This is a genomic window from Intrasporangium flavum, assembly GCF_001956915.1.
Classification (GTDB): domain Bacteria; phylum Actinomycetota; class Actinomycetes; order Actinomycetales; family Dermatophilaceae; genus Monashia; species Monashia flava.
The window spans coordinates 198,131-215,545 of the sequence record NZ_MLJO01000003.1 but is presented as its reverse complement, the minus strand read 5'-3'; the positions used below and the strand labels follow the sequence as shown (position 1 = coordinate 215,545).

The following is a 17,415-nucleotide window of genomic DNA, read 5'->3' as shown; positions in this document are numbered from 1 at the left end:
AGCTCCAGAGCGCGTGGCCGACGACCCGAACGTCGACCCGAACGTCGTCATGCAGGAGTCGGCCGAGTTCGCCGCGCTGCGAACCAAGTTCCGCCGCTTCGTCTTCCCCCTGACCGCGCTGTTCCTCGCGTGGTACTTCCTCTACGTCTTCCTCGCGGTGTGGGCCAAGGGCTTCATGGCCACCCGCGTCTTCGGCAACATCACGTGGGGCCTGATCCTCGGGCTCCTGCAGTTCGTGTCGACCTTCGTCATCACGATGTACTACGCGCGCTGGGCCGACCGGGAGTTCGACCCCGCCGCCGAGGCCCTCGCCCAGAAGATGGGAGGGCACCACCAGTGAGCGCCGTCGCGACCCTCGCCCCCGCCGCCACCACAGTCGGCAACCCGACGATCAACATCAGCATCTTCGCCCTGTTCGTCGTCGTCACGCTCGCCATCGTCATCCGCGCCTCGCGCAACAACCGCAGCGCCGCGGAGTACTACGCCGGCGGCCGCGCCTTCACCGGCCGGCAGAACGGCATCGCCATCGCCGGCGACTACCTGTCGGCGGCCAGCTTCCTCGGCATCGCCGGAGCCATCGCGCTCAACGGCTACGACGGCTTCCTCTACTCGATCGGCTTCCTCGTCGCCTGGCTCGTCGCGCTGCTGCTCGTGGCCGAGCTGCTCCGCAACGTCGGCAAGTACACGATGGCCGACGTGCTCAGCTTCCGGCTGCGCCAGCGCCCGGTCCGCATCGCGGCCGCGATCTCGACCCTCGTCGTGTCGTTCTTCTACCTGCTGGCCCAGATGGCCGGCGCCGGTGGCCTCGTCGCCCTGCTGCTCGGCGTCGAGGGAGCGGTCGGCCAGCGCGTCGTCATCGCCGTCGTCGGGCTCATCATGATCTTCTACGTCATCTACGGCGGCATGAAGGGCACGACGTGGGTGCAGATCATCAAGGCCGTCCTGCTCATCATCGGTGCCGGCATCATGACGCTCTGGGTGCTCGGCCAGTTCGGCTTCAACCTCAGCCAGCTGCTCGGTGACGCCGCCGCCTCGGCCCCCAAGGCCGCCGACGGCGCGACGCGCGACCTGCTCGCACCGGGGCTGCAGTACAAGAACCCGGTCGACTTCATCTCCCTGGCCATGGCCCTCGTGCTCGGCACGGCCGGCCTGCCGCACGTGCTCATGCGGTTCTACACGGTGCCGACCTCCCGCGAGGCCCGCCGTTCGGTGGTCTGGGCGATCTGGCTCATCGGCATCTTCTACCTGTTCACGCTCGTCCTCGGCTTCGGCGCCGCCGAGCTCGTCGGGGCCAAGGAGATCAAGGCGGCACCGGGGGCCGTCAACTCGGCCGCGCCGCTGCTCGCCTTCCACCTCGGCGGCGAGATCCTCCTCGGGATCATCTCGGCCGTGGCCTTCGCGACGATCCTCGCGGTCGTCGCCGGCCTGACGATCACCGCGAGCGCGTCGCTGTCGCACGACATCTACAACACCGTGGTCAAGCACGGGAGGGCGACGCCGGAGGAGGAGGTCAAGGTCGCGCGCCTCTCGGCGCTCGTCCTCGGCGCCATCGCCATCGTCGGCGGCATCTTCGCCCTCGGCCAGAACATCGCCTTCCTCGTCGCCCTCGCCTTCGCCATCGCGGCGAGCGCGAACCTGCCGACGATCCTCTACTCGCTGTTCTGGAAGCGGTTCAACACCCGGGGCGCCCTGTGGTCGATCTACGGCGGCCTCATCAGCGCGATCACGCTCATCGTGTTCTCGCCGGTGGTGTCGGGCAAGCCCATCGACCCCGCGACGGGCAAGAGCCCCTCGATGCTCCAGGGGGTCGACTTCCACTGGTTCCCGCTCGACAACCCGGGGATCATCTCGATCCCGCTCGGCTTCCTGCTCGGCTACATCGGCACGGTGACGAGCCGGGAGTTCAACGCCGCGAAGTACGCGGAGATGGAGGTCCGCTCGCTCACCGGGGTCGGCGCGGAGGCCGCGACGCACCACTGAGCGCCGCGAGAGGCTCGAGCACCCTTGTGGCAGAGGCGGTCACGCGTTCATCGGACGCGTGACCGCCTCTGTCGTGCGTGCTGGCGGTCGGAGGTGGTGTCCCGGGCTCAGAGCACGACGAGGTCGTCGCGGTGGATGACCTCGCGCTCGTACTCGGGGCCGAGGTCGCGGGCCAGCTCGCGCGTCGACCGCCCGAGCAGTGCGGGGAGCTCGGCGGAGTCGTAGTTGACGAGGCCGCGGGCCACGGCCGTGCCGTCGGGTCCGCACACGTCGACGGGGTCGCCCTCGTGGAAGGTGCCCTCGACGGCGACGATGCCCGCGGGCAGCAGCGACTTCTTGCGGTGCACGAGTGCCGCGACGGCGCCGTCGTCGACGACGAGCCGGCCGCGCGCGGTGGTCGCGTGCTCGAGCCACAGCCGCCGCGAACGGCCACGCACGCCGATCGGCAGGAAAACGGTGCCGACGTCGTCGCCGGAGAGTACCTGCACCACGCGCGCGGCCGCGGTGACGGTCGTGACGACGCCCGCGGCGGTGGCGATGCGTGCCGCCTCGATCTTCGTCGTCATGCCGCCGGTGCCGACCTTCGACCCGCTGCCGCCGATCTCGATGCCGACGAGGTCCTCGGGGCCGCGGACGAGCGGGATGCGGGTCGTGCCGGGCCGGGTGGGCGGGCCGTCGTAGAGCGCGTCGACGTCGGAGAGCAGCACGAGGGCGTCGGCGTCGATGAGGTGGGCGACGAGGGCCGCGAGGCGGTCGTTGTCGCCGAAGCGGATCTCGGAGGTCGCCACGGTGTCGTTCTCGTTGACGATGGGCAGGACGCCGAGGTCGAGGAGGCGCTCGAGGGTGCGGCGGGCGTTGGCGTAGTGGGTCCGCCGGGTCACGTCGTCGGCGGTGAGCAGCACCTGCCCGACGGTGATGTCGTGCCGGGAGAACGCCGCCGTGTAGCCGGCGAGGAGGGCGCCTTGGCCCACCGACGCCGCGGCCTGCTGGGTGGCGAGGTCGCGCGGACGCGTGCCGAGGCGCAGCGGGTGGATACCGGCGGCGATCGCGCCGGAGCTGACGAGGACGACTTGCGTGCCGTCGCCGTGGCGTGCGGCGAGGGCGTCGGACAGGGCGACGAGGCGCTCGTGGTCGATGCCGCCGTCCGGACCCGTCAGCGAGCTCGACCCGACCTTGACGACGAGGCGCCGGGCGGTGGCGATGACGGATCGGGGCGACACAGCACCGACTGTAGTGAGGTGGGCCGGAGCCGTGCCGCCCTGTCCATGCCCGCCGGTCAGGGCGACTCGACGTAGACAGAGGCGCCGAGGTCGAGGAACTCACGGCTCTTCTGCGCCAGGCCCGCCTCGACGACGTCTTCGGTGCCGGAGCCGTCGGAGCCTTCCGAGCCATCGGAGCCGTCGGAGCCGTCGAGCCCGCGCTCGGCCGCGTAACGGCGCACGTCCTGGCTGATCCGCATCGAGCAGAACTTCGGCCCGCACATGGAGCAGAAGTGCGCGGTCTTGGCGGGCTCGGCCGGGAGCGTCTCGTCGTGGAAGGCCCGCGCGGTGTCGGGGTCGAGGGAGAGGTTGAACTGGTCCTCCCACCGGAACTCGAACCGGGCCCGCGACAGCGCGTCGTCCCAGTCGCGGGCGTACGGGTGCCGCTTGGCGACGTCGGCGGCGTGCGCGGCGAGCTTGTAGGTGATGACGCCGGTCTTGACGTCGTCGCGGTTCGGCAGGCCGAGGTGCTCCTTGGGCGTGACGTAGCAGAGCATCGCCGTGCCGTGCCACGCGATGTGGCTCGCGCCGATCGCCGAGGTGATGTGGTCGTAGCCGGGCGCGACGTCGGTCGCGAGCGGGCCGAGCGTGTAGAACGGGGCGCCGTGGCACCAGTCCTGCTGGAGGTCGACGTTCTCCTTGACGAGGTCGAGCGGCACGTGGCCGGGACCCTCGACCATGACCTGCACGTCGTGCTCCCAGGCGCGGGCGGTCAGCTCGGCCAGGGTGCGCAGCTCCGAGAGCTGGGCCTCGTCGTTGGCGTCGGCGGTGCAGCCGGGCCGGAGGCCGTCGCCGAGGCTGAAGGCGACGTCGTAGCGGGCGAGGATCTCGCACAGCTCGTCGAAGTGCGTGTAGAGGAAGTTCTCCTCGTGGTGGGCCAGGCACCAGCCGGCCATGATCGAGCCGCCGCGGCTGACGATCCCGGTGATCCGCTGCGCGGTGAGCGGCACGTAGCGCAGCAGGACGCCGGCGTGGACGGTCAGGTAGTCGACGCCCTGCTCGCACTGCTCCACGACCGTGTCGCGAAACACCTCCCACGACAGGCGCGCGGCGTCGCCGTCGACCTTCTCGAGCGCCTGGTAGATCGGCACGGTGCCGATCGGGACGGGGGAGTTGCGCACGATCCACTCCCTCGTCGTGTGGATGTCCTCACCGGTGGAGAGATCCATGACCGTGTCGGCGCCCCAGCGGGTGGCCCACGTCAGCTTCTCGACCTCCTCGGCGATCGAGCTCGTCACGGCCGAGTTGCCGATGTTGGCGTTGACCTTGACGAGGAAGGCGCGCCCGATGACCATCGGCTCGCTCTCGGGGTGGTTGACGTTGGCCGGGATGACGGCCCGGCCCGCCGCCACCTCCGAACGGACGAGCTCGACGTCGCACCGCTCACGAGTCGCGACGAACTCCATCTCCTTGGTCACGACGCCGGCGCGGGCGTAGGCCAGCTGCGTGACGCGTAGGGCGTCCTTGGCCCGCAAGGGAGCCCGACGCTCGCCACGCCACTCGAGCGACGCCGCCCCGCGGCGCACGGCCGACCGGCCGTCGTCGGCGAGGACCCGCTCGCGCCCCCGGTACTCCTCGGTGTCGCCGCGCTCGCCGATCCACGCCGCACGCAGCGGGGGCAGGCCCTGCTCGGGCACGCTGCCGGGACCGGAGGTGTCGTAGAGGCGGAACGGCGCGTGGCCGCCGGACTGCGTCACCTCGGTGAAGGGCACGGCCAGGCCGTGCGGCTCGCTCGGCACGTGGACCTTGGCGCGGGCGGGGTGGGTCGTCATGACGGGACTCCTCGATGGCTGTGGGACGGGTCGGTGTGGGTGTGGGCGACGGGGCCGCGGCCGGCGCCGAGGCGCCACGACGCGGAGGTGAGCAGGGCCCGCCGCACCACGGCGCGGGCGCGGCGGACGGCGTCGGGCGGGTCGGCCCCCTGGGCCAGGAACGCCGCCGCGGCCGAGGCGAAGGTGCACCCGGTGCCGTGGTCGTTGCGCGTGGCCACCTCGCGCGAGCGCAGGACGTGGGTGCCGCCGGCGTCGACGAGCACGTCGACGCGGTCGGTGCCCCGGGGTGTGGCCACGGCGCCGCCGGTGACGACGACGGCACCGCACCCGAGCGCCCCGCGCAGGTCGCGAGCGTGCTCGGCCTGCGCGTCGACGCCCTCGGCCGGCGGGCGACCGAGCAGCACGGCCGCCTCGTCGACGTTGGGGGTGACGAGCGCCGCGTGCGGTAGCAGCCGGTCGGCGAGCGCCGCGGGAACGCCGGGCCCGGCGAGCGGGTCGCCGCTCGTCGCCACGAGCACGGGGTCGACGACGAGGGGGGCGAGCCGGCCGCCGGCGGCGAGGGCGGCCACGGCCTCGACCACCTCGGCCGAGCCGAGCATCCCGACCTTGACGGCCGCCGGGGCGAGGTCGCGCAGGACCGCCTCGACCTGCGCGACGACGAGGTCGGCCGGCAGCTGGTGCACGGCGTGCACGCCCGTCGTGTCCTGCACGGTGACAGCGGTGACGGCGCTCGTCCCGTGGACGCCGAGGGCGGCGAACGTCGCCAGGTCGGCCTGGACGCCGGCCCCGCCACCGGAGTCCGAGCCTGCGATGGTGAGCGCGACGGGAGGGGTGCCCACCCTGACGGCCCGTGCGGTTCGAGTGGTCATCGGACGAGGGGCCTTGCAGCGCAGACGGACTCGACCACGGCGCGGGTGACCGATGCCGGGTCGGCGGCCCGCATGACGGTGCCCATGACGGCGACGCCGTCGGCTCCCGCCTCGAGGCATCCCCGGGCGTTGGACGCGTCGACCCCGCCGAGCGCGAGCACGGCCGGCAGCGTGCGCCGCACGCGTCGGGCGGTGGTGAGGGTCGCGCGCAGGCCGGTGAGACCGAGGGCGGGCCCGTGGCCCGGCTTCGACGGGGTGGGCGCCACGGGTGAGATCGTCGCGAGGTCGAGGCCGTCGTCGGCGGCGCGGACGAGGTCGGCCACGCCGTGGCACGAGCGGCCGACGAGCCGGGCCGCGACGAGGTCGGGGTCGAGCTCGCGGACGCGGTCGACGTCGCGGCTGCGCAGGTGCACGCCGAACGTGCCGGGCGGCGTCCTGAGCCCCGGCGGCGAGGGAGCGGCCACGAGGAGGACGGCACCGGCGTCCGCGCAGAGGGCGCCCACCGCGTCGACGAGCCGTGCCCGCTCGCCGTGCGGCAGATCGCGCTCGCGGACGAGCACGCCGTCGGCGCCGGCTGCCAGCGCGTCGGCCACGACGTCGAGGACGGTGCGCCGCTGCGGCACCTGCGCCCGGTCGGTGACGACGAGGACCCGTGGCGCGCTCACGCCTCCACCCGCCCCTGCGTCGGCGAGGACGCGAACGCGAGGTGCCGGCGCGGGACGCGACCGGCGAGCCGTGCCAGCCTCCCGCCCTGCACGGCGTGCCGCATCGCGGTGGCCATCGCCACGGGGTCCTCGGCCCGGGTCACCGCGGTGGCGAGCAGGACGGCGTCGCACCCCAGCTCCATCGCGAGGGCGGCGTCGGAGGCCGTGCCGATGCCGGCGTCGAGGACGACGGGCACGTCGACGGCCTCGCGCACCAGCTCGATCGCGTGCGGGTTGCGGATGCCGAGCCCGCTGCCGATCGGGGAGCCCAGCGGCATGACGGCGGCGCACCCGACGTCGGCGAGGCGGCCGGCCACGACGGGGTCGTCGCTCGTGTACGGCAGGACGGTGAAGCCGTCGCGGACGAGCTGCTCTGCGGCGTCGACGAGCTCGACGACGTCGGGCAGCAGCGTCCGGTCGTCGGCGACGACCTCGAGCTTGACCCAGTCGGTGCCGAGCGCCTCGCGGGCGAGGCGCGCGGTCAGGAGCGCCTCACGGGCCGTGCGGCAGCCTGCCGTGTTGGGCAGGAGCCGGACGCCGCTCGCGTCGAGGACGTCGAGCAGGCCCCCCGTGCCCTCCCGCGGCACCCGGCGCATCGCGACGGTGACGAGGGCCGTGCCCGAGGCCCGGACCGCGGCACCGAGCACGTCGTGGCCCGTGGCGCCCCCGGTGCCGAGGACGAGCCGTGAGCCGAGCGTCGTGCCGGCGACGACGAAGGGGTCGTCCACGTCAGCCGCCCTGCAGAGCCGTGACGACCTCGACCCGGGCGCCGACCTGCACGACGGTCCGGGCCCACGCCGAGCGGGGGACGATGACCTGGTCGAGGGCGACGGCGACGCCGCGGGCCGGGACGCCGAGGTCCTCGACGAGGTCGCTCACGGTGACTCCGGGGCGCACGAGGCGCTCCTCGCCGTTGACGTGGACGGTCATGCGTTCTCCTCGGGTTCGTGGCCGCGGTCCGGGGAGGGACCCAGCCGGGCGGGGTGGAAGGATTCGGCCGGCCGCGGCGGCGGGCGGCCCTCGACGTGGGCGGTCACCGCGTCGGCCGTCAGGGGTGCGAGGAGCACGCCGTCGCGCCCGTGCCCGGTGGCGACGACGAGTCCCTCGACGCCGGTGGGGCCGACGAACGGGAGGTTGTCGGGCGTCGCGGGGCGCAGCCGTGCGCAGGCCTCCCGGAACCCGGCCTCTGCGAGCTCGGGGACGATCTCGACGGCGTCGTGGAGCAGGTCGTGCACGGCCCCGGCGCTCACCGACGTGTCCTCGCCGACGTCCTCGCTCGTCGCCCCGACGACGACCTCGCCGCACGGGCGGGGCACGACGTACACCTCCCGGCCGTGCACGGTGGCGCGGACCGTGTGGGTCAGTACGCCGGGGGTCGCGCGCAGGCGCAGCACCTGGCCCTTGAGCGGGCGCACCGGCACGGGCCGGCCGACGCCGGCGAGGGCCCGCGGCGACGACCAGCCGGCTGCGACCACGACGACGTCGGCGGCGAGGTCGGTCTCCCGTTCGCCCTCCACGTCGGTGCCGAAGCCCTCGCCGACCGGACGCGCCGCTACCGCCCGCCCGAGGCGCACCACCGGCTCCGCGGCGACCGGCAGCACCGTGCCGCCCTGCGCCGCGAAGGCCTCGGCGAGCGCGGCGAGGACCGCGCGCGGGTCGACCGCGGTCTCCTCGAGCCGCACCGCTCCGGTGACCCGCGGGGTCAGCGACGGCTCGAGGCGCCGCGCCGCCCGGGACGTCAGGCGCTCGACGCGGCAGCCGCGCCGCTCGAGGTGCCGGGCGTGCCGTGCCAGGTGCGCCTCGTCGTCGGCGTCGAGGGCCACGAGGAGGGTCGCGCGCGGGGCGAGCTCGACGCGTCGGCCGGAGTCGCGCGCGAGCTCGGCGGCGAAGCCGGGCCAGGCCCGCGCGGAGGCGAGGCCGGCACCGAGGAGGGCGCCCTGGCCGAAGACGGCCTCGCTCGCCGGCGCGATCATGCCGGCGGCGGCGTGGCTCGCGCCCCGGCCCGGCGTGGGGTCGAGCACGGTGACCACGTGTCCGCGGCGGGCCAGCCGCCACGCGCAGGACAGGCCGATGACGCCGCCGCCGAGGACGACGACGCTCGCGGCGCTCACGACGCTGCGCCGGTCGGTCCGTTCCCGACCACCGACGCCGCGGGCGTCGGTGGGTCGTTCGGTGGCCTGGTGGGTGGGGACAGGGCGGCGAGCAGGCCGGCGACCGCGGCCGCGGGGTCGGGCGCCGTGCTCACGGCGGCGACGACGGCCACTCCGTGCGCCCCGGCTGCGAGCAGCGCAGGCACGCGGGCCGCGTCGATGCCACCGATGGCGACGACGGGCAGGGTCGTCGCCGCGACGACCGCTGCGATGCCGGCCGGGCCGAGCGGCGTCGGCAGCCCGGGCTTGGTGGTCGTGGCGTGGGCCGGTCCCACCCCGAGGTAGTCGGCACCGGCGGACGCGGCAGCCAGGGTGGAGACTGCGTCGCGGGCCGTGGCCCCGATGACGAATCTGGCTGGTACGACGGCTCGCACGCGCTCGACCGGGAGGTCCGTGGCTCCGAGGTGGACGCCGTCGGCCCCGGCGGCGAGGGCGACGTCGACGCGGTCGTCGACGAGCACCGGCACCCCGAACGGGCGCGCCACCTCGAGGACGCGCACCGTGAGTGCGAACGCCTCGCGGTCGGTCGCCTCCTTGGCGCGCACCTGGACGGCGCAGCCTCCGGGACCGGCGACGCGCACGGCGGCGAGCACGTCCGGCAGCGGGTCCCGTCCGTCGCGGGTGTCGGTGAGGACGTGGAGCCGGGGGAGGGGGCGGCCCGGATCGAGGGGGTCGTGCAGGTGGTGCAGGTCGTGCTGCGGCATCGCGGCTCCTTGCGTCCCTGCGCCGGCATGATCCGGATCAGGTGTGGACGGTCGGGGCCGCGTCAGCCCCCTCTCAGCCCGGTGCGCCGGACTCCCGTGAAGGACGTCGCCACAGTAGCCACGTCCTGGCGGAGGCGCACGCCGAGGTCTCGCCACCCGGACGCGCGACTCGGACGTTGACAGGTCCGGGCGTGCGATGTGCAATATATTGCATGCCGATCCCGATGGAATCCCTCGCGCCGCGACCGCTCCTGCGCGACGACGTGCACCAGCGGCTGCGTGACGCCATCGTCGACGGCACGCTCACCCCGGGGGAGCGCCTGCGCGACCAGGACCTCGCCGCGTGGCTCGGGGTGAGCCGCACCCCCGTGCGCGAGGCGCTGCTGCGCCTCGGGCAGGCGGGACTCGTGCACGCGGCGCCGGGCCGGTCCACGACGGTCGCCACCCTGGATGCGCGCGCCATCCGCGACGCGCAGGCCGTGGTCGCGGCCATGCACCGCCTCGCCGTCGAGCAGGCGGTGCCACAGCTCGGACCGGCCGACCTCGAGGCGATGCGGGAGGCCAACGAGCGGTTCGCCGACGCGCTGCGCCGGGGTGACGCCGAGGCCGCCGTGACCGCCGACGACGCCTTCCACGCCGTCGCGGTGCGGGCGGCGGCCAACACCGCCGTCGAGACCGTCCTCGACCAGTACACGCCGGTCCTGCGCCGCCTCGAGCGGCTCCGCTTCGGCTCGCTCTCGGGCCGCGCGTCGGTGGCCCTGCACGAGCGGATCATCGAGCGCTGTGCGGCCGGGGACGCCGGGGCCGCCGGCGACGTGGCCCACGAGACGTGGGAGACGCTCCGTCCCCTCATCGAGACCCTCGAGTCCGAGAACGCCTGACCTGCAAGGAGATCCACTGTGTCGATCCATGACTTCGAGCGCTACCCGCTCACCTTCGGCCCGAGTCCGGTGCACCGGCTCGGCCGCCTCACGGCTCACCTCGGCGGCGCCGACGTCTGGGCCAAGCGGGAGGACGTCAACAGCGGCCTGGCCTTCGGGGGCAACAAGACGCGCAAGCTCGAGTACATCGTCCCCGACGTGCTCGCGAGCGGCGCCGACACCCTGGTCTCGATCGGCGGCTACCAGAGCAACCACACCCGGCAGGTCGCCGCCGTCGCCGCGAAGCTCGGGCTCGGCTGCCGGCTCGTGCAGGAGAGGTGGGTCGACTGGGACGACCCGGTCAACGACCGCGTCGGCAACATCCTGCTCTCGCGGATCATGGGCGCCGACGTGCGCCTCGACCCGCACGGCTTCGACATCGGCATCCGGCCGTCGTGGGAGGAGGCGATCGCCGAGGTCGAGGCTGCGGGCGGTCGCCCGTACGCGATCCCGGCCGGCGCGTCGGAGCACCGGCTCGGTGGTCTCGGCTTCGCCGCGTGGGCCCACGAGGTGGCCGAGCAGGAGCAGGCCCTCGGCGTCTTCTTCGACACCGTCGTCGTGTGCACCGTCACCGGCTCGACCCACGCCGGGATGGTCGCCGGTTTCGCCGCCCTCGAGGACGCCGGCGGCCGCCCACGCCGGGTCATCGGCATCGACGCGTCGGCGACCCTCGAGAAGACGCGTGACCAGGTGGGCCGCATCGCCCGCCACACCGCCGCGCTCATCGGCCTGGAGCGAGACCTGCGCGACGACGAGGTGACGGTCCTGCCCGGCTGGGCGGGGGACCTCTACGGCGTGCCCGTCGAGTCGACCGTCGAGGCGATCCGCCTGTCCGGCCGGCTCGAGGGGATGATCATCGACCCCGTCTACGAGGGGAAGTCGATGGCCGGCCTCGTCGACCTCGTCTCCTCGGGGGAGATCCCGAAGGACTCCACCGTGCTCTACGCCCACCTCGGCGGCCAGCCCGCCATCAACGCCTACAGCGGCATCTTCGACTGAGTCGGTGCTCCGTGATCCAGTGCGTCCAGCCCGCGGAAACGCGGCGGGGCGCGGCGCGCGGCCGACCTACCCTTGGACCATGGAACGCACGATCGACCCCGCCGTCGTCGAGCACGTGGCGCAGGTCGCCGACGGCGCACGCGTCGCCTCCCGCCGGCTCGCCCTGATGTCGCGGGCCGAGAAGGACGCCGCCCTCCTCGCCCTCGCCGACGCCGTCGACGCCGCCACCACGGCGATCGTCGCGGCCAACGCCGAGGACCTCGAGCGGGGTCGGGCCGGTGGGATGTCCGAGAGCCTGCAGGACCGGCTGCGCCTCGACGGGCCGCGCGTCGCCGCGGTGGCCCAGGCCCTGCGCGACGTCGCCGCCCTGCCCGACCCGGTCGGCGAGGTCGTCCGCGGCTCCACGCTCGCCAACGGCCTGCAGATCCGCCAGGTACGGGTGCCGATGGGCGTCATCGGGATGATCTACGAGGCCCGCCCCAACGTCACCGTCGACGCCGCCGGGCTCGCCCTCAAGTCCGGCAACGCCGTCATCCTCCGGGGCGGGTCGGCCGCCGCGAGCACCAACCACGCCCTCGTCGAGGCGCTGCGCGACTCCCTGTCCGCCCAGGGCCTGCCGGCCGAGGCCGTCAACCTCCTCGAGGAGGGCGGCCGCGACGCCGCCCGGGCGCTCATGACCGCCCGCGGACGCGTCGACCTCGTCATCCCGCGCGGCGGCGCCGACCTCATCCGCACCGTCGTCATGGAGTCGACGGTGCCGGTCATCGAGACCGGCGTCGGGGTCTGCCACGTCTACGTCGACCGCGCGGCCGACCTCGACAAGGCGCGCGCCATCACGCTCAACGCCAAGACGCACCGGCCCAGCGTCTGCAACGCCGCCGAGTCGCTGCTCGTGCACCGCGCCGTCGCCGCCGACTTCCTGCCCAAGACGCTGACCGACCTAGCCGGCGCCGGCGTGCGCCTGCACGTCGGGCCCGAGGTGACCGAGTACGCCGAGGCCGCGGGGGCGGCGTACGAGCTCGCCTCCGAGACCGACTTCGGCACCGAGTGGCACGGCCTGGAGATGAGCGTCGCCGTCGTCGAGGACCTCGACGAGGCCATGGACCGGATCCGCCGCTACGGCACCGGGCACACCGAGGCCATCGTCACCGAGGACCGTGGCGCCGCACGGCGGTTCACGGCCGAGGTCGACGCCGCCGCGGTCATGGTCAACGCCAGCACCCGGTTCACCGACGGCGGCGAGTTCGGCTTCGGCGCCGAGATCGGGATCTCGACGCAGAAGCTGCACGCCCGGGGCCCGATGGCCCTGCCCGAGCTGACGACGACCAAGTGGGTCGTGGAAGGCGACGGGCACGTTCGTTGAGCGGTCACGCGCGGGTGGCATGATGTGCCGTCATGGAAGGCACCGAGGTCCGCAAGCTCGCCCAGCTCGAGGACGAGCACTGGTGGTACCGCGAGCGGCGTCACCTGCTCGCTCGGGCCATCACCGGGCTCGCCCCGGGACGGGCCATCGACATCGGCGCCGCAGGGGGTGGCAACACCCGCGTCCTGCGTGAGCACGGTTGGGACGCAGTGGCGCTCGAGTACGGAGCCGACGGCGCGGCGGTCGCGCACGAGCGTGGTCTCGCGACCCTGCGCGGCGACGCGACGAACCTGCCCCTGGCCGACGCCTCGCTCGACCTCGTCGTGGCCTTCGACGTCCTCGAGCACCTCCAGGACGACGACGCCGCCGTCGCGGAGGTGCGCCGCATCCTGCGACCGGGCGGCACCTACCTCGTGGCCGTGCCGGCCGACCCGCGCCTGTGGTCGAGCCACGACGTCGCGGTCGACCACGTGCGCCGCTACACCCGCGAGGGCCTGCTCGAGCTGCTCGACCGCGGCGGTTTCGAGGTCGCCGACGTCAGGTCCTGGAACGTGCTGCTGCGACCCGTGGTCGCGATGCGGCGCAGGACGAGCTCCGGGTCGGACCTCGAGGACCTCAACCCGGTGGTCAACCTCGGGCTGCGCGCCGTCATCGCCGCCGAGCGGTACCTGCCGGTCGGGGGCCTGCCGGGCGTCAGCCTCCTCGTGCGGGCTCAGCCGCGCAGCTGACCGGCCCCGGCCGAGCTGTGCCCGTCGTCGACGGGCGCGGCCTGCGCCGGCGCGTCGGCCGGCTGCGCCACGAGGTGGACGTCCGCCGGCTGCGCCGGCAGGGGGGTGTCGGTGGGGCCGTGCCCGGACGCGGCCGCCGTCATCGAGTCGTAGGCGATGAAGTAGGTCGGTCGGCCCTGCATGTGCGCGTACATCCGCCCGATGTACTCGCCGAGGATGCCGACGCAGACCAGCTGCACCGCGCCGACGCCCGAGACGATGGCGACCGTCGAGGTCCAGCCCGCGACCGTGTGGCCCTGCGCCCGGGCGACGAGCGTGTAGAGGAAGAGCAGCACCGCGAGGAGGGCGCCGGCGAACCCCGCGAAGGTCGCCACCCGCAGCGGCGCCGTCGAGAAGCCGGTGAGCGAGTCGAGCGAGAGCTTGATCATCTTGATGAGCGGGTACTTCGAGTCGCCCGCCGCGCGCTCCTCGCGCTTGTACTCGACGGTGTCGGACGGGAAGTTCAGCGCCGGCACGATGAAGCGCAGGACGCGATTGTGCTCGGGCAGGCTGTTGATCGCATCGACGGTGGCCCGCGACATGAGGCGGTAGTCGCCGGCGTCGGCGTGCGCGCTCGTCGGGGACATCAGCTGGATGAGCCGGTAGAACGACTGGGCGGACACCCGCTTGAACCACGTGTCGGTGGAGCGGTCGTTGCGCACGCCGTAGACGACGTCGACGCCGTCGTCCTTCGCCGCGGCGAGCATCTGGGGGATGATCTCGGGCGGGTCCTGCAGGTCGGCGTCGATGGTCACGACGTAGTCGCCGAGGGCGCAGACGAGCCCGGCCGAGATCGCGGCCTGGTGCCCGGCGTTCGCGCGCAGGCGGATGACGCGCAGCTGCGGCCACTCGCGGTGGTAGCGCTGCAGGAGCGCGGCGGTGAGGTCCTTGCTGCCGTCGTCGACCGCCACGACCTCGTACGGCGAGCCGAGGCCGTCGAGGATCGGGCGTAGCCGCTGCACGAGGAGGGGGAGCACCTCCTCCTCGTTGTACATCGGGATGACGACGGACAGCTCGGGAACCATGCGAACAAGGGTACGGCCGCGGATGGGTGCTCCCTGTCAGCCCGCTGTGCCCGCGCTGTCGCGGCGGGGAGCGGGCGGCGCTAGCGTGCCCGGGTGAGACCTCCCACCCACGAGATGCCGCCCGGCGGGCTGGTCCCCGGCACCCCGGTCGCCGGCCGGTTCACCAAGTGGGGGCAGCGACCCCACTGGCAGTGGACCGGCGTCTACGCCGGGGCCGACGAGCACGGGCACTGGTGGTACGCGCCGCCGGGCACGCGCTGCGTCCGCCCGGGCGTCGACTTCGTCGACGAGCACGACTGGGTCTCGCTCGCCCCGCACGACGGCGGCTGGGCAGCCGGGTTCTACCCGGAGGAGAAGGAGGTCTCGGTCTACGTCGACATGGCCACGGTGCCGCGCTGGCAGCGTCGCGACCCGGCCCTCGACCACTGGGGTGCCGACGGACCCGAGTGGGAGGTGACGATGGTCGACCTCGACCTCGACGTCGTCCTCACCCGGGACGGGCACCTCTTCGTCGACGACGAGGACGAGTTCGACGAGCACCGGATCAGCCTCGGCTACCCGCCGGAGGTCGTGGCGCTCGCCGAGGCGAGCCGCGACGCCGTCCTGCTGGCGGTCGCCCGCGGGGACGAGCCGTTCGGCACGGTCGGGCACGCGTGGCTGCGCCGGGCGCGGACGATAGGCTGACCCCATGTCTGATCGTGTCCTCGCCCTGGCAGCCGAGTCGCAGGAGGCCGTTCGCGAGCTTCCCATGCCGGTGATCGCCTACTTCATCATCGCGTTCTCGGTGTTCCTGCTCCTGCTGGGGATCACGTGGAGCTTCCGCAACACGGCGTACAAGGTGGCCCAGAACCGTCGCCGCCAGCACGGCGCCCCGGGCGCCGGCGTCGACCCGAACGGACCGCACCACTGAGCATGCGCCTCGGCGTCATGGGTGGGACGTTCGACCCGATCCACCACGGCCACCTCGTCGCCGCGAGCGAGGTCCAGTCGCTCTTCGGTCTCGACGAGGTCGTCTTCGTCCCCACCGGCAAGCCCTGGCAGAAGGCCGCCCAGGACGTCTCACCCGCCGAGGACCGCTACCTCATGACCGTCATCGCGACGGCCAGCAACCCCCGCTTCACCGTGAGCCGGGTCGACATCGACCGGCCCGGGCCGACGTACACGATCGACACCCTGCGTGACATCCGGGCCGAGCGCCCGGACGCCGAGCTGTTCTTCATCACCGGTGCCGACGCGCTCGCCGAGATCCTGTCGTGGAAGGACTCCGAGCTCCTCTTCGACCTCGCCCACTTCGTGGGTGTCACGCGCCCCGGGCACGAGCTGTCCGACAAGGGTCTGCCCGAGGACCGGGTGACCCTCCAGGAGGTGCCGGCCATGGCCATCAGCTCCACCGACTGCCGCGCGCGCGTCGCGGCGGGCGAGCCGGTCTGGTACCTCGTGCCGGACGGCGTCGTGCAGTACATCAACAAGTACCGGCTCTACTCGGGACTGCCCGCGCAGCCCGAGCTCGCCGGTGCGCCACAAGGAGACCAGTGACCGCAGCAGACCGTTCGCTCCAGCTCGCCAAGGCGGCAGCCGCCGCGGCGGAGGAGAAGATCGCCGAGAAGGTCGTCGCGATCGACGTCAGCGAGCAGATGCCGCTCACCGACGTCTTCGTCATCGCCTCGGCCGCGTCCGAGCGCCAGGTGGGCGCCATCGTCGACGAGGTGGAGGACCGCCTCCGCGAGCTCGGCAGCAAGCCGATCCGCCGCGAGGGCGAGCGTGAGGGCCGCTGGGTCCTCATCGACTTCGGCGACATCATCGTGCACGTCCAGCACGAGGAGGAGCGCGAGTACTACGCGCTCGAGCGTCTCTGGAAGGACTGCCCCGAGATCGACCTCACGCACGTCGACGCGCCCTCCCGGCCCGCGTCGGACGAGGCGTGAGCGCCGAGCGCCCCGCGCCCCGGCGCATCGTCCTGGTCCGGCACGCCGAGACCGTCGACAACGCGGCCCGCGTCTGGCAGGGCCACAAGGACACGCCGCTGTCCGAGCGCGGACGCGCGCAGGTGCAGGCCGCCGCGCCGCACCTGGCCGCGTACGAGCCCGCCGTCGTCGTCTCGAGCGACCTCCAGCGGGCCGCCTCGACCGCCGAGGCCATCGCCGGCCTCACCGGTCTCCCGGTGCGCCTCGACGCCCGGCTGCGCGAGGTGCACGTCGGGCAGTGGCAGGGCATGCACGCCGACGACGTCCGCGAGCGCTACCCCGAGGTCGTCGCGGCCCTCGACCGCGGCGAGGACGCCCCGCGCGGCGTCACGGGGGAGACCCGCGCCGACGTCGCGGTGCGCGCCGGTGCCGCCCTGCGCGAGGTGGCTGACGCCCTCGAGCCCGGCCGGACGGCCGTCGTCGTCGCGCACGGGGTGTCGGCCCGCGTCGCGGCCAGCGACCTCGTGGGCCTCGACCAGGACGTCTCCGACGCCGTGTTCCGGGGCCTGGACAACTGCCACTGGATCGAGCTGGTGGAGGTCGCCAAGAGCTTCTCGGCGGTGACCCGGTGGCGCATCAGCGGCTGGAACCTCGGTCCCTGGACCGTCTGAGGACCGCTCCGCGTGGTGTCCTCCGTGACCCGGTACGCCCGGATCGGTCGCTCCACCACCGGATTTGGGATCGGGGCGCGGAACCCGCTATGGTTACGCAGTCGCCTCACGGAGACGACACCCGAAAGGGGCTGTGGCGCAGCTGGTAGCGCACCTCCATGGCATGGAGGGGGTCAGGGGTTCGAGTCCCCTCAGCTCCACAAATGAGAGAAGACCGGACACGCTTTTCGTCCGGTCTTCTCTCATTTCCGGATGTGTATGGGGGACTCGGGAGGAGGCGGAGCGCAGCGGAGCCGACGGCTCCCCTCAGCGCCGGGTCGAGCCGCGC

Annotated in this window: 20 protein-coding genes, 1 tRNA gene and 1 riboswitch; of the genes, 12 read left to right on the top strand and 9 right to left on the bottom strand. The window is 73.7% G+C overall.

The genetic code is table 11. The features are described from left to right. Nucleotides 1-49: 49 nt before the first annotated feature. Together BIV28_RS02615 and BIV28_RS02610 are read left to right on the top strand one after the other, a co-directional pair. Nucleotides 50-340 carry a DUF485 domain-containing protein gene (locus tag BIV28_RS02615; RefSeq protein WP_076259423.1) on the top strand — a complete coding sequence of 97 codons (291 nt, stop codon included), beginning with the start codon at nucleotides 50-52 and terminating at the stop codon, nucleotides 338-340. Then, nucleotides 337-1,980, top strand: a complete 1,644-nt coding sequence (locus BIV28_RS02610; RefSeq protein WP_076259041.1) for a solute symporter family protein — start codon at nucleotides 337-339, stop codon at nucleotides 1,978-1,980. Before BIV28_RS02615 ends, BIV28_RS02610 begins: the two co-directional genes overlap by 4 nt. A gap of 107 nt (nucleotides 1,981-2,087) precedes the next feature. Here BIV28_RS02610 and proB read toward each other — a convergent pair whose 3' ends face one another. From proB to thiE, 8 genes are all read right to left on the bottom strand, one after another. Beyond that, the gene (gene proB / locus BIV28_RS02605) at nucleotides 2,088-3,200 is read right to left on the bottom strand and encodes a glutamate 5-kinase (protein WP_076259039.1); all 1,113 of its coding nucleotides are present in this window, start codon (nucleotides 3,198-3,200) and stop codon (nucleotides 2,088-2,090) included. A gap of 56 nt (nucleotides 3,201-3,256) precedes the next feature. Beyond that, nucleotides 3,257-5,011 carry a phosphomethylpyrimidine synthase ThiC gene (thiC, locus tag BIV28_RS02600; protein WP_076259037.1) on the bottom strand — a complete coding sequence of 585 codons (1,755 nt, stop codon included), beginning with the start codon at nucleotides 5,009-5,011 and terminating at the stop codon, nucleotides 3,257-3,259. Beyond that, nucleotides 5,008-5,880 carry a bifunctional hydroxymethylpyrimidine kinase/phosphomethylpyrimidine kinase gene (gene thiD, locus BIV28_RS02595; RefSeq protein ID WP_076259036.1) on the bottom strand — a complete coding sequence of 291 codons (873 nt, stop codon included), beginning with the start codon at nucleotides 5,878-5,880 and terminating at the stop codon, nucleotides 5,008-5,010. Before thiD ends, thiC begins: the two co-directional genes overlap by 4 nt. Next, complete coding sequence (locus tag BIV28_RS02590) at nucleotides 5,877-6,545, bottom strand: thiamine phosphate synthase (RefSeq protein ID WP_076259034.1); 669 nt, start codon at nucleotides 6,543-6,545, stop codon at nucleotides 5,877-5,879. The genes thiD and BIV28_RS02590 overlap by 4 nt, the downstream gene beginning before the upstream one ends. Next, nucleotides 6,542-7,312: a thiazole synthase gene (locus BIV28_RS02585; protein WP_076259032.1), complete on the bottom strand. Its 771-nt coding sequence runs from the start codon at nucleotides 7,310-7,312 to the stop codon at nucleotides 6,542-6,544. The genes BIV28_RS02590 and BIV28_RS02585 overlap by 4 nt, the downstream gene beginning before the upstream one ends. A 1-nt stretch (nucleotide 7,313) precedes the next feature. Further along, nucleotides 7,314-7,514, bottom strand: a complete 201-nt coding sequence (gene thiS / locus BIV28_RS02580; protein WP_076259030.1) for a sulfur carrier protein ThiS — start codon at nucleotides 7,512-7,514, stop codon at nucleotides 7,314-7,316. Beyond that, nucleotides 7,511-8,695: a glycine oxidase ThiO gene (thiO, locus tag BIV28_RS02575; protein ID WP_076259028.1), complete on the bottom strand. Its 1,185-nt coding sequence runs from the start codon at nucleotides 8,693-8,695 to the stop codon at nucleotides 7,511-7,513. The genes thiS and thiO overlap by 4 nt, the downstream gene beginning before the upstream one ends. Beyond that, complete coding sequence (gene thiE / locus BIV28_RS02570) at nucleotides 8,692-9,438, bottom strand: thiamine phosphate synthase (protein WP_076259026.1); 747 nt, start codon at nucleotides 9,436-9,438, stop codon at nucleotides 8,692-8,694. Before thiE ends, thiO begins: the two co-directional genes overlap by 4 nt. After that, a riboswitch (TPP riboswitch) is annotated at nucleotides 9,435-9,546 on the bottom strand. Its footprint overlaps the gene before it by 4 nt. 104 nt (nucleotides 9,547-9,650) lie before the next feature. Between thiE and BIV28_RS02565 the strand changes: the two genes are divergently transcribed. The 4 genes from BIV28_RS02565 to BIV28_RS02550 all read left to right on the top strand — a co-directional run bounded on the left by BIV28_RS02565 (nucleotide 9,651) and on the right by BIV28_RS02550 (nucleotide 13,448). After that, nucleotides 9,651-10,319 carry a GntR family transcriptional regulator gene (locus BIV28_RS02565; RefSeq protein ID WP_076259025.1) on the top strand — a complete coding sequence of 223 codons (669 nt, stop codon included), beginning with the start codon at nucleotides 9,651-9,653 and terminating at the stop codon, nucleotides 10,317-10,319. Nucleotides 10,320-10,337: 18 nt separating this feature from the next. Next, the gene (locus tag BIV28_RS02560) at nucleotides 10,338-11,357 is read left to right on the top strand and encodes a 1-aminocyclopropane-1-carboxylate deaminase (RefSeq protein WP_076259023.1); all 1,020 of its coding nucleotides are present in this window, start codon (nucleotides 10,338-10,340) and stop codon (nucleotides 11,355-11,357) included. Between the two features lie 79 nt (nucleotides 11,358-11,436). Further along, entirely contained in the window at nucleotides 11,437-12,720 is a 1,284-nt protein-coding gene (locus BIV28_RS02555; protein ID WP_076259021.1) for a glutamate-5-semialdehyde dehydrogenase, read from the top strand. Between the two features lie 32 nt (nucleotides 12,721-12,752). Next, nucleotides 12,753-13,448: a class I SAM-dependent methyltransferase gene (locus tag BIV28_RS02550; RefSeq protein WP_076259019.1), complete on the top strand. Its 696-nt coding sequence runs from the start codon at nucleotides 12,753-12,755 to the stop codon at nucleotides 13,446-13,448. Here BIV28_RS02550 and BIV28_RS02545 read toward each other — a convergent pair. Further along, nucleotides 13,433-14,512: a glycosyltransferase family 2 protein gene (locus BIV28_RS02545; protein WP_076259017.1), complete on the bottom strand. Its 1,080-nt coding sequence runs from the start codon at nucleotides 14,510-14,512 to the stop codon at nucleotides 13,433-13,435. The two genes, BIV28_RS02550 and BIV28_RS02545, sit on opposite strands and share 16 nt — an antisense overlap. Before the next feature lie 93 nt (nucleotides 14,513-14,605). Here BIV28_RS02545 and BIV28_RS02540 point away from each other — a divergent pair, with 93 nt between their 5' ends. The 6 genes from BIV28_RS02540 to BIV28_RS02520 all read left to right on the top strand — a co-directional run bounded on the left by BIV28_RS02540 (nucleotide 14,606) and on the right by BIV28_RS02520 (nucleotide 17,287). Further along, nucleotides 14,606-15,196, top strand: coding sequence for a ribonuclease FAU-1 family protein (locus BIV28_RS02540; protein WP_207555719.1), 591 nt, complete (start codon nucleotides 14,606-14,608; stop codon nucleotides 15,194-15,196). 4 nt (nucleotides 15,197-15,200) lie between these two features. After that, a complete protein-coding gene (locus BIV28_RS19860) occupies nucleotides 15,201-15,422 on the top strand; it encodes a hypothetical protein (RefSeq protein ID WP_207555718.1) in 222 nt (73 codons plus the stop codon). Between the two features lie 2 nt (nucleotides 15,423-15,424). Beyond that, nucleotides 15,425-16,048, top strand: coding sequence for a nicotinate-nucleotide adenylyltransferase (nadD, locus tag BIV28_RS02535; protein WP_278247754.1), 624 nt, complete (start codon nucleotides 15,425-15,427; stop codon nucleotides 16,046-16,048). Then, nucleotides 16,045-16,437, top strand: coding sequence for a ribosome silencing factor (gene rsfS, locus BIV28_RS02530; RefSeq protein WP_076259015.1), 393 nt, complete (start codon nucleotides 16,045-16,047; stop codon nucleotides 16,435-16,437). The genes nadD and rsfS overlap by 4 nt, the downstream gene beginning before the upstream one ends. After that, complete coding sequence (locus BIV28_RS02525) at nucleotides 16,434-17,087, top strand: histidine phosphatase family protein (protein ID WP_076259013.1); 654 nt, start codon at nucleotides 16,434-16,436, stop codon at nucleotides 17,085-17,087. The genes rsfS and BIV28_RS02525 overlap by 4 nt, the downstream gene beginning before the upstream one ends. Nucleotides 17,088-17,214: 127 nt before the next feature. Further along, nucleotides 17,215-17,287: transfer RNA gene (locus BIV28_RS02520), tRNA-Ala, on the top strand. The last annotated feature ends 128 nt before the right edge of the window (nucleotides 17,288-17,415 follow it).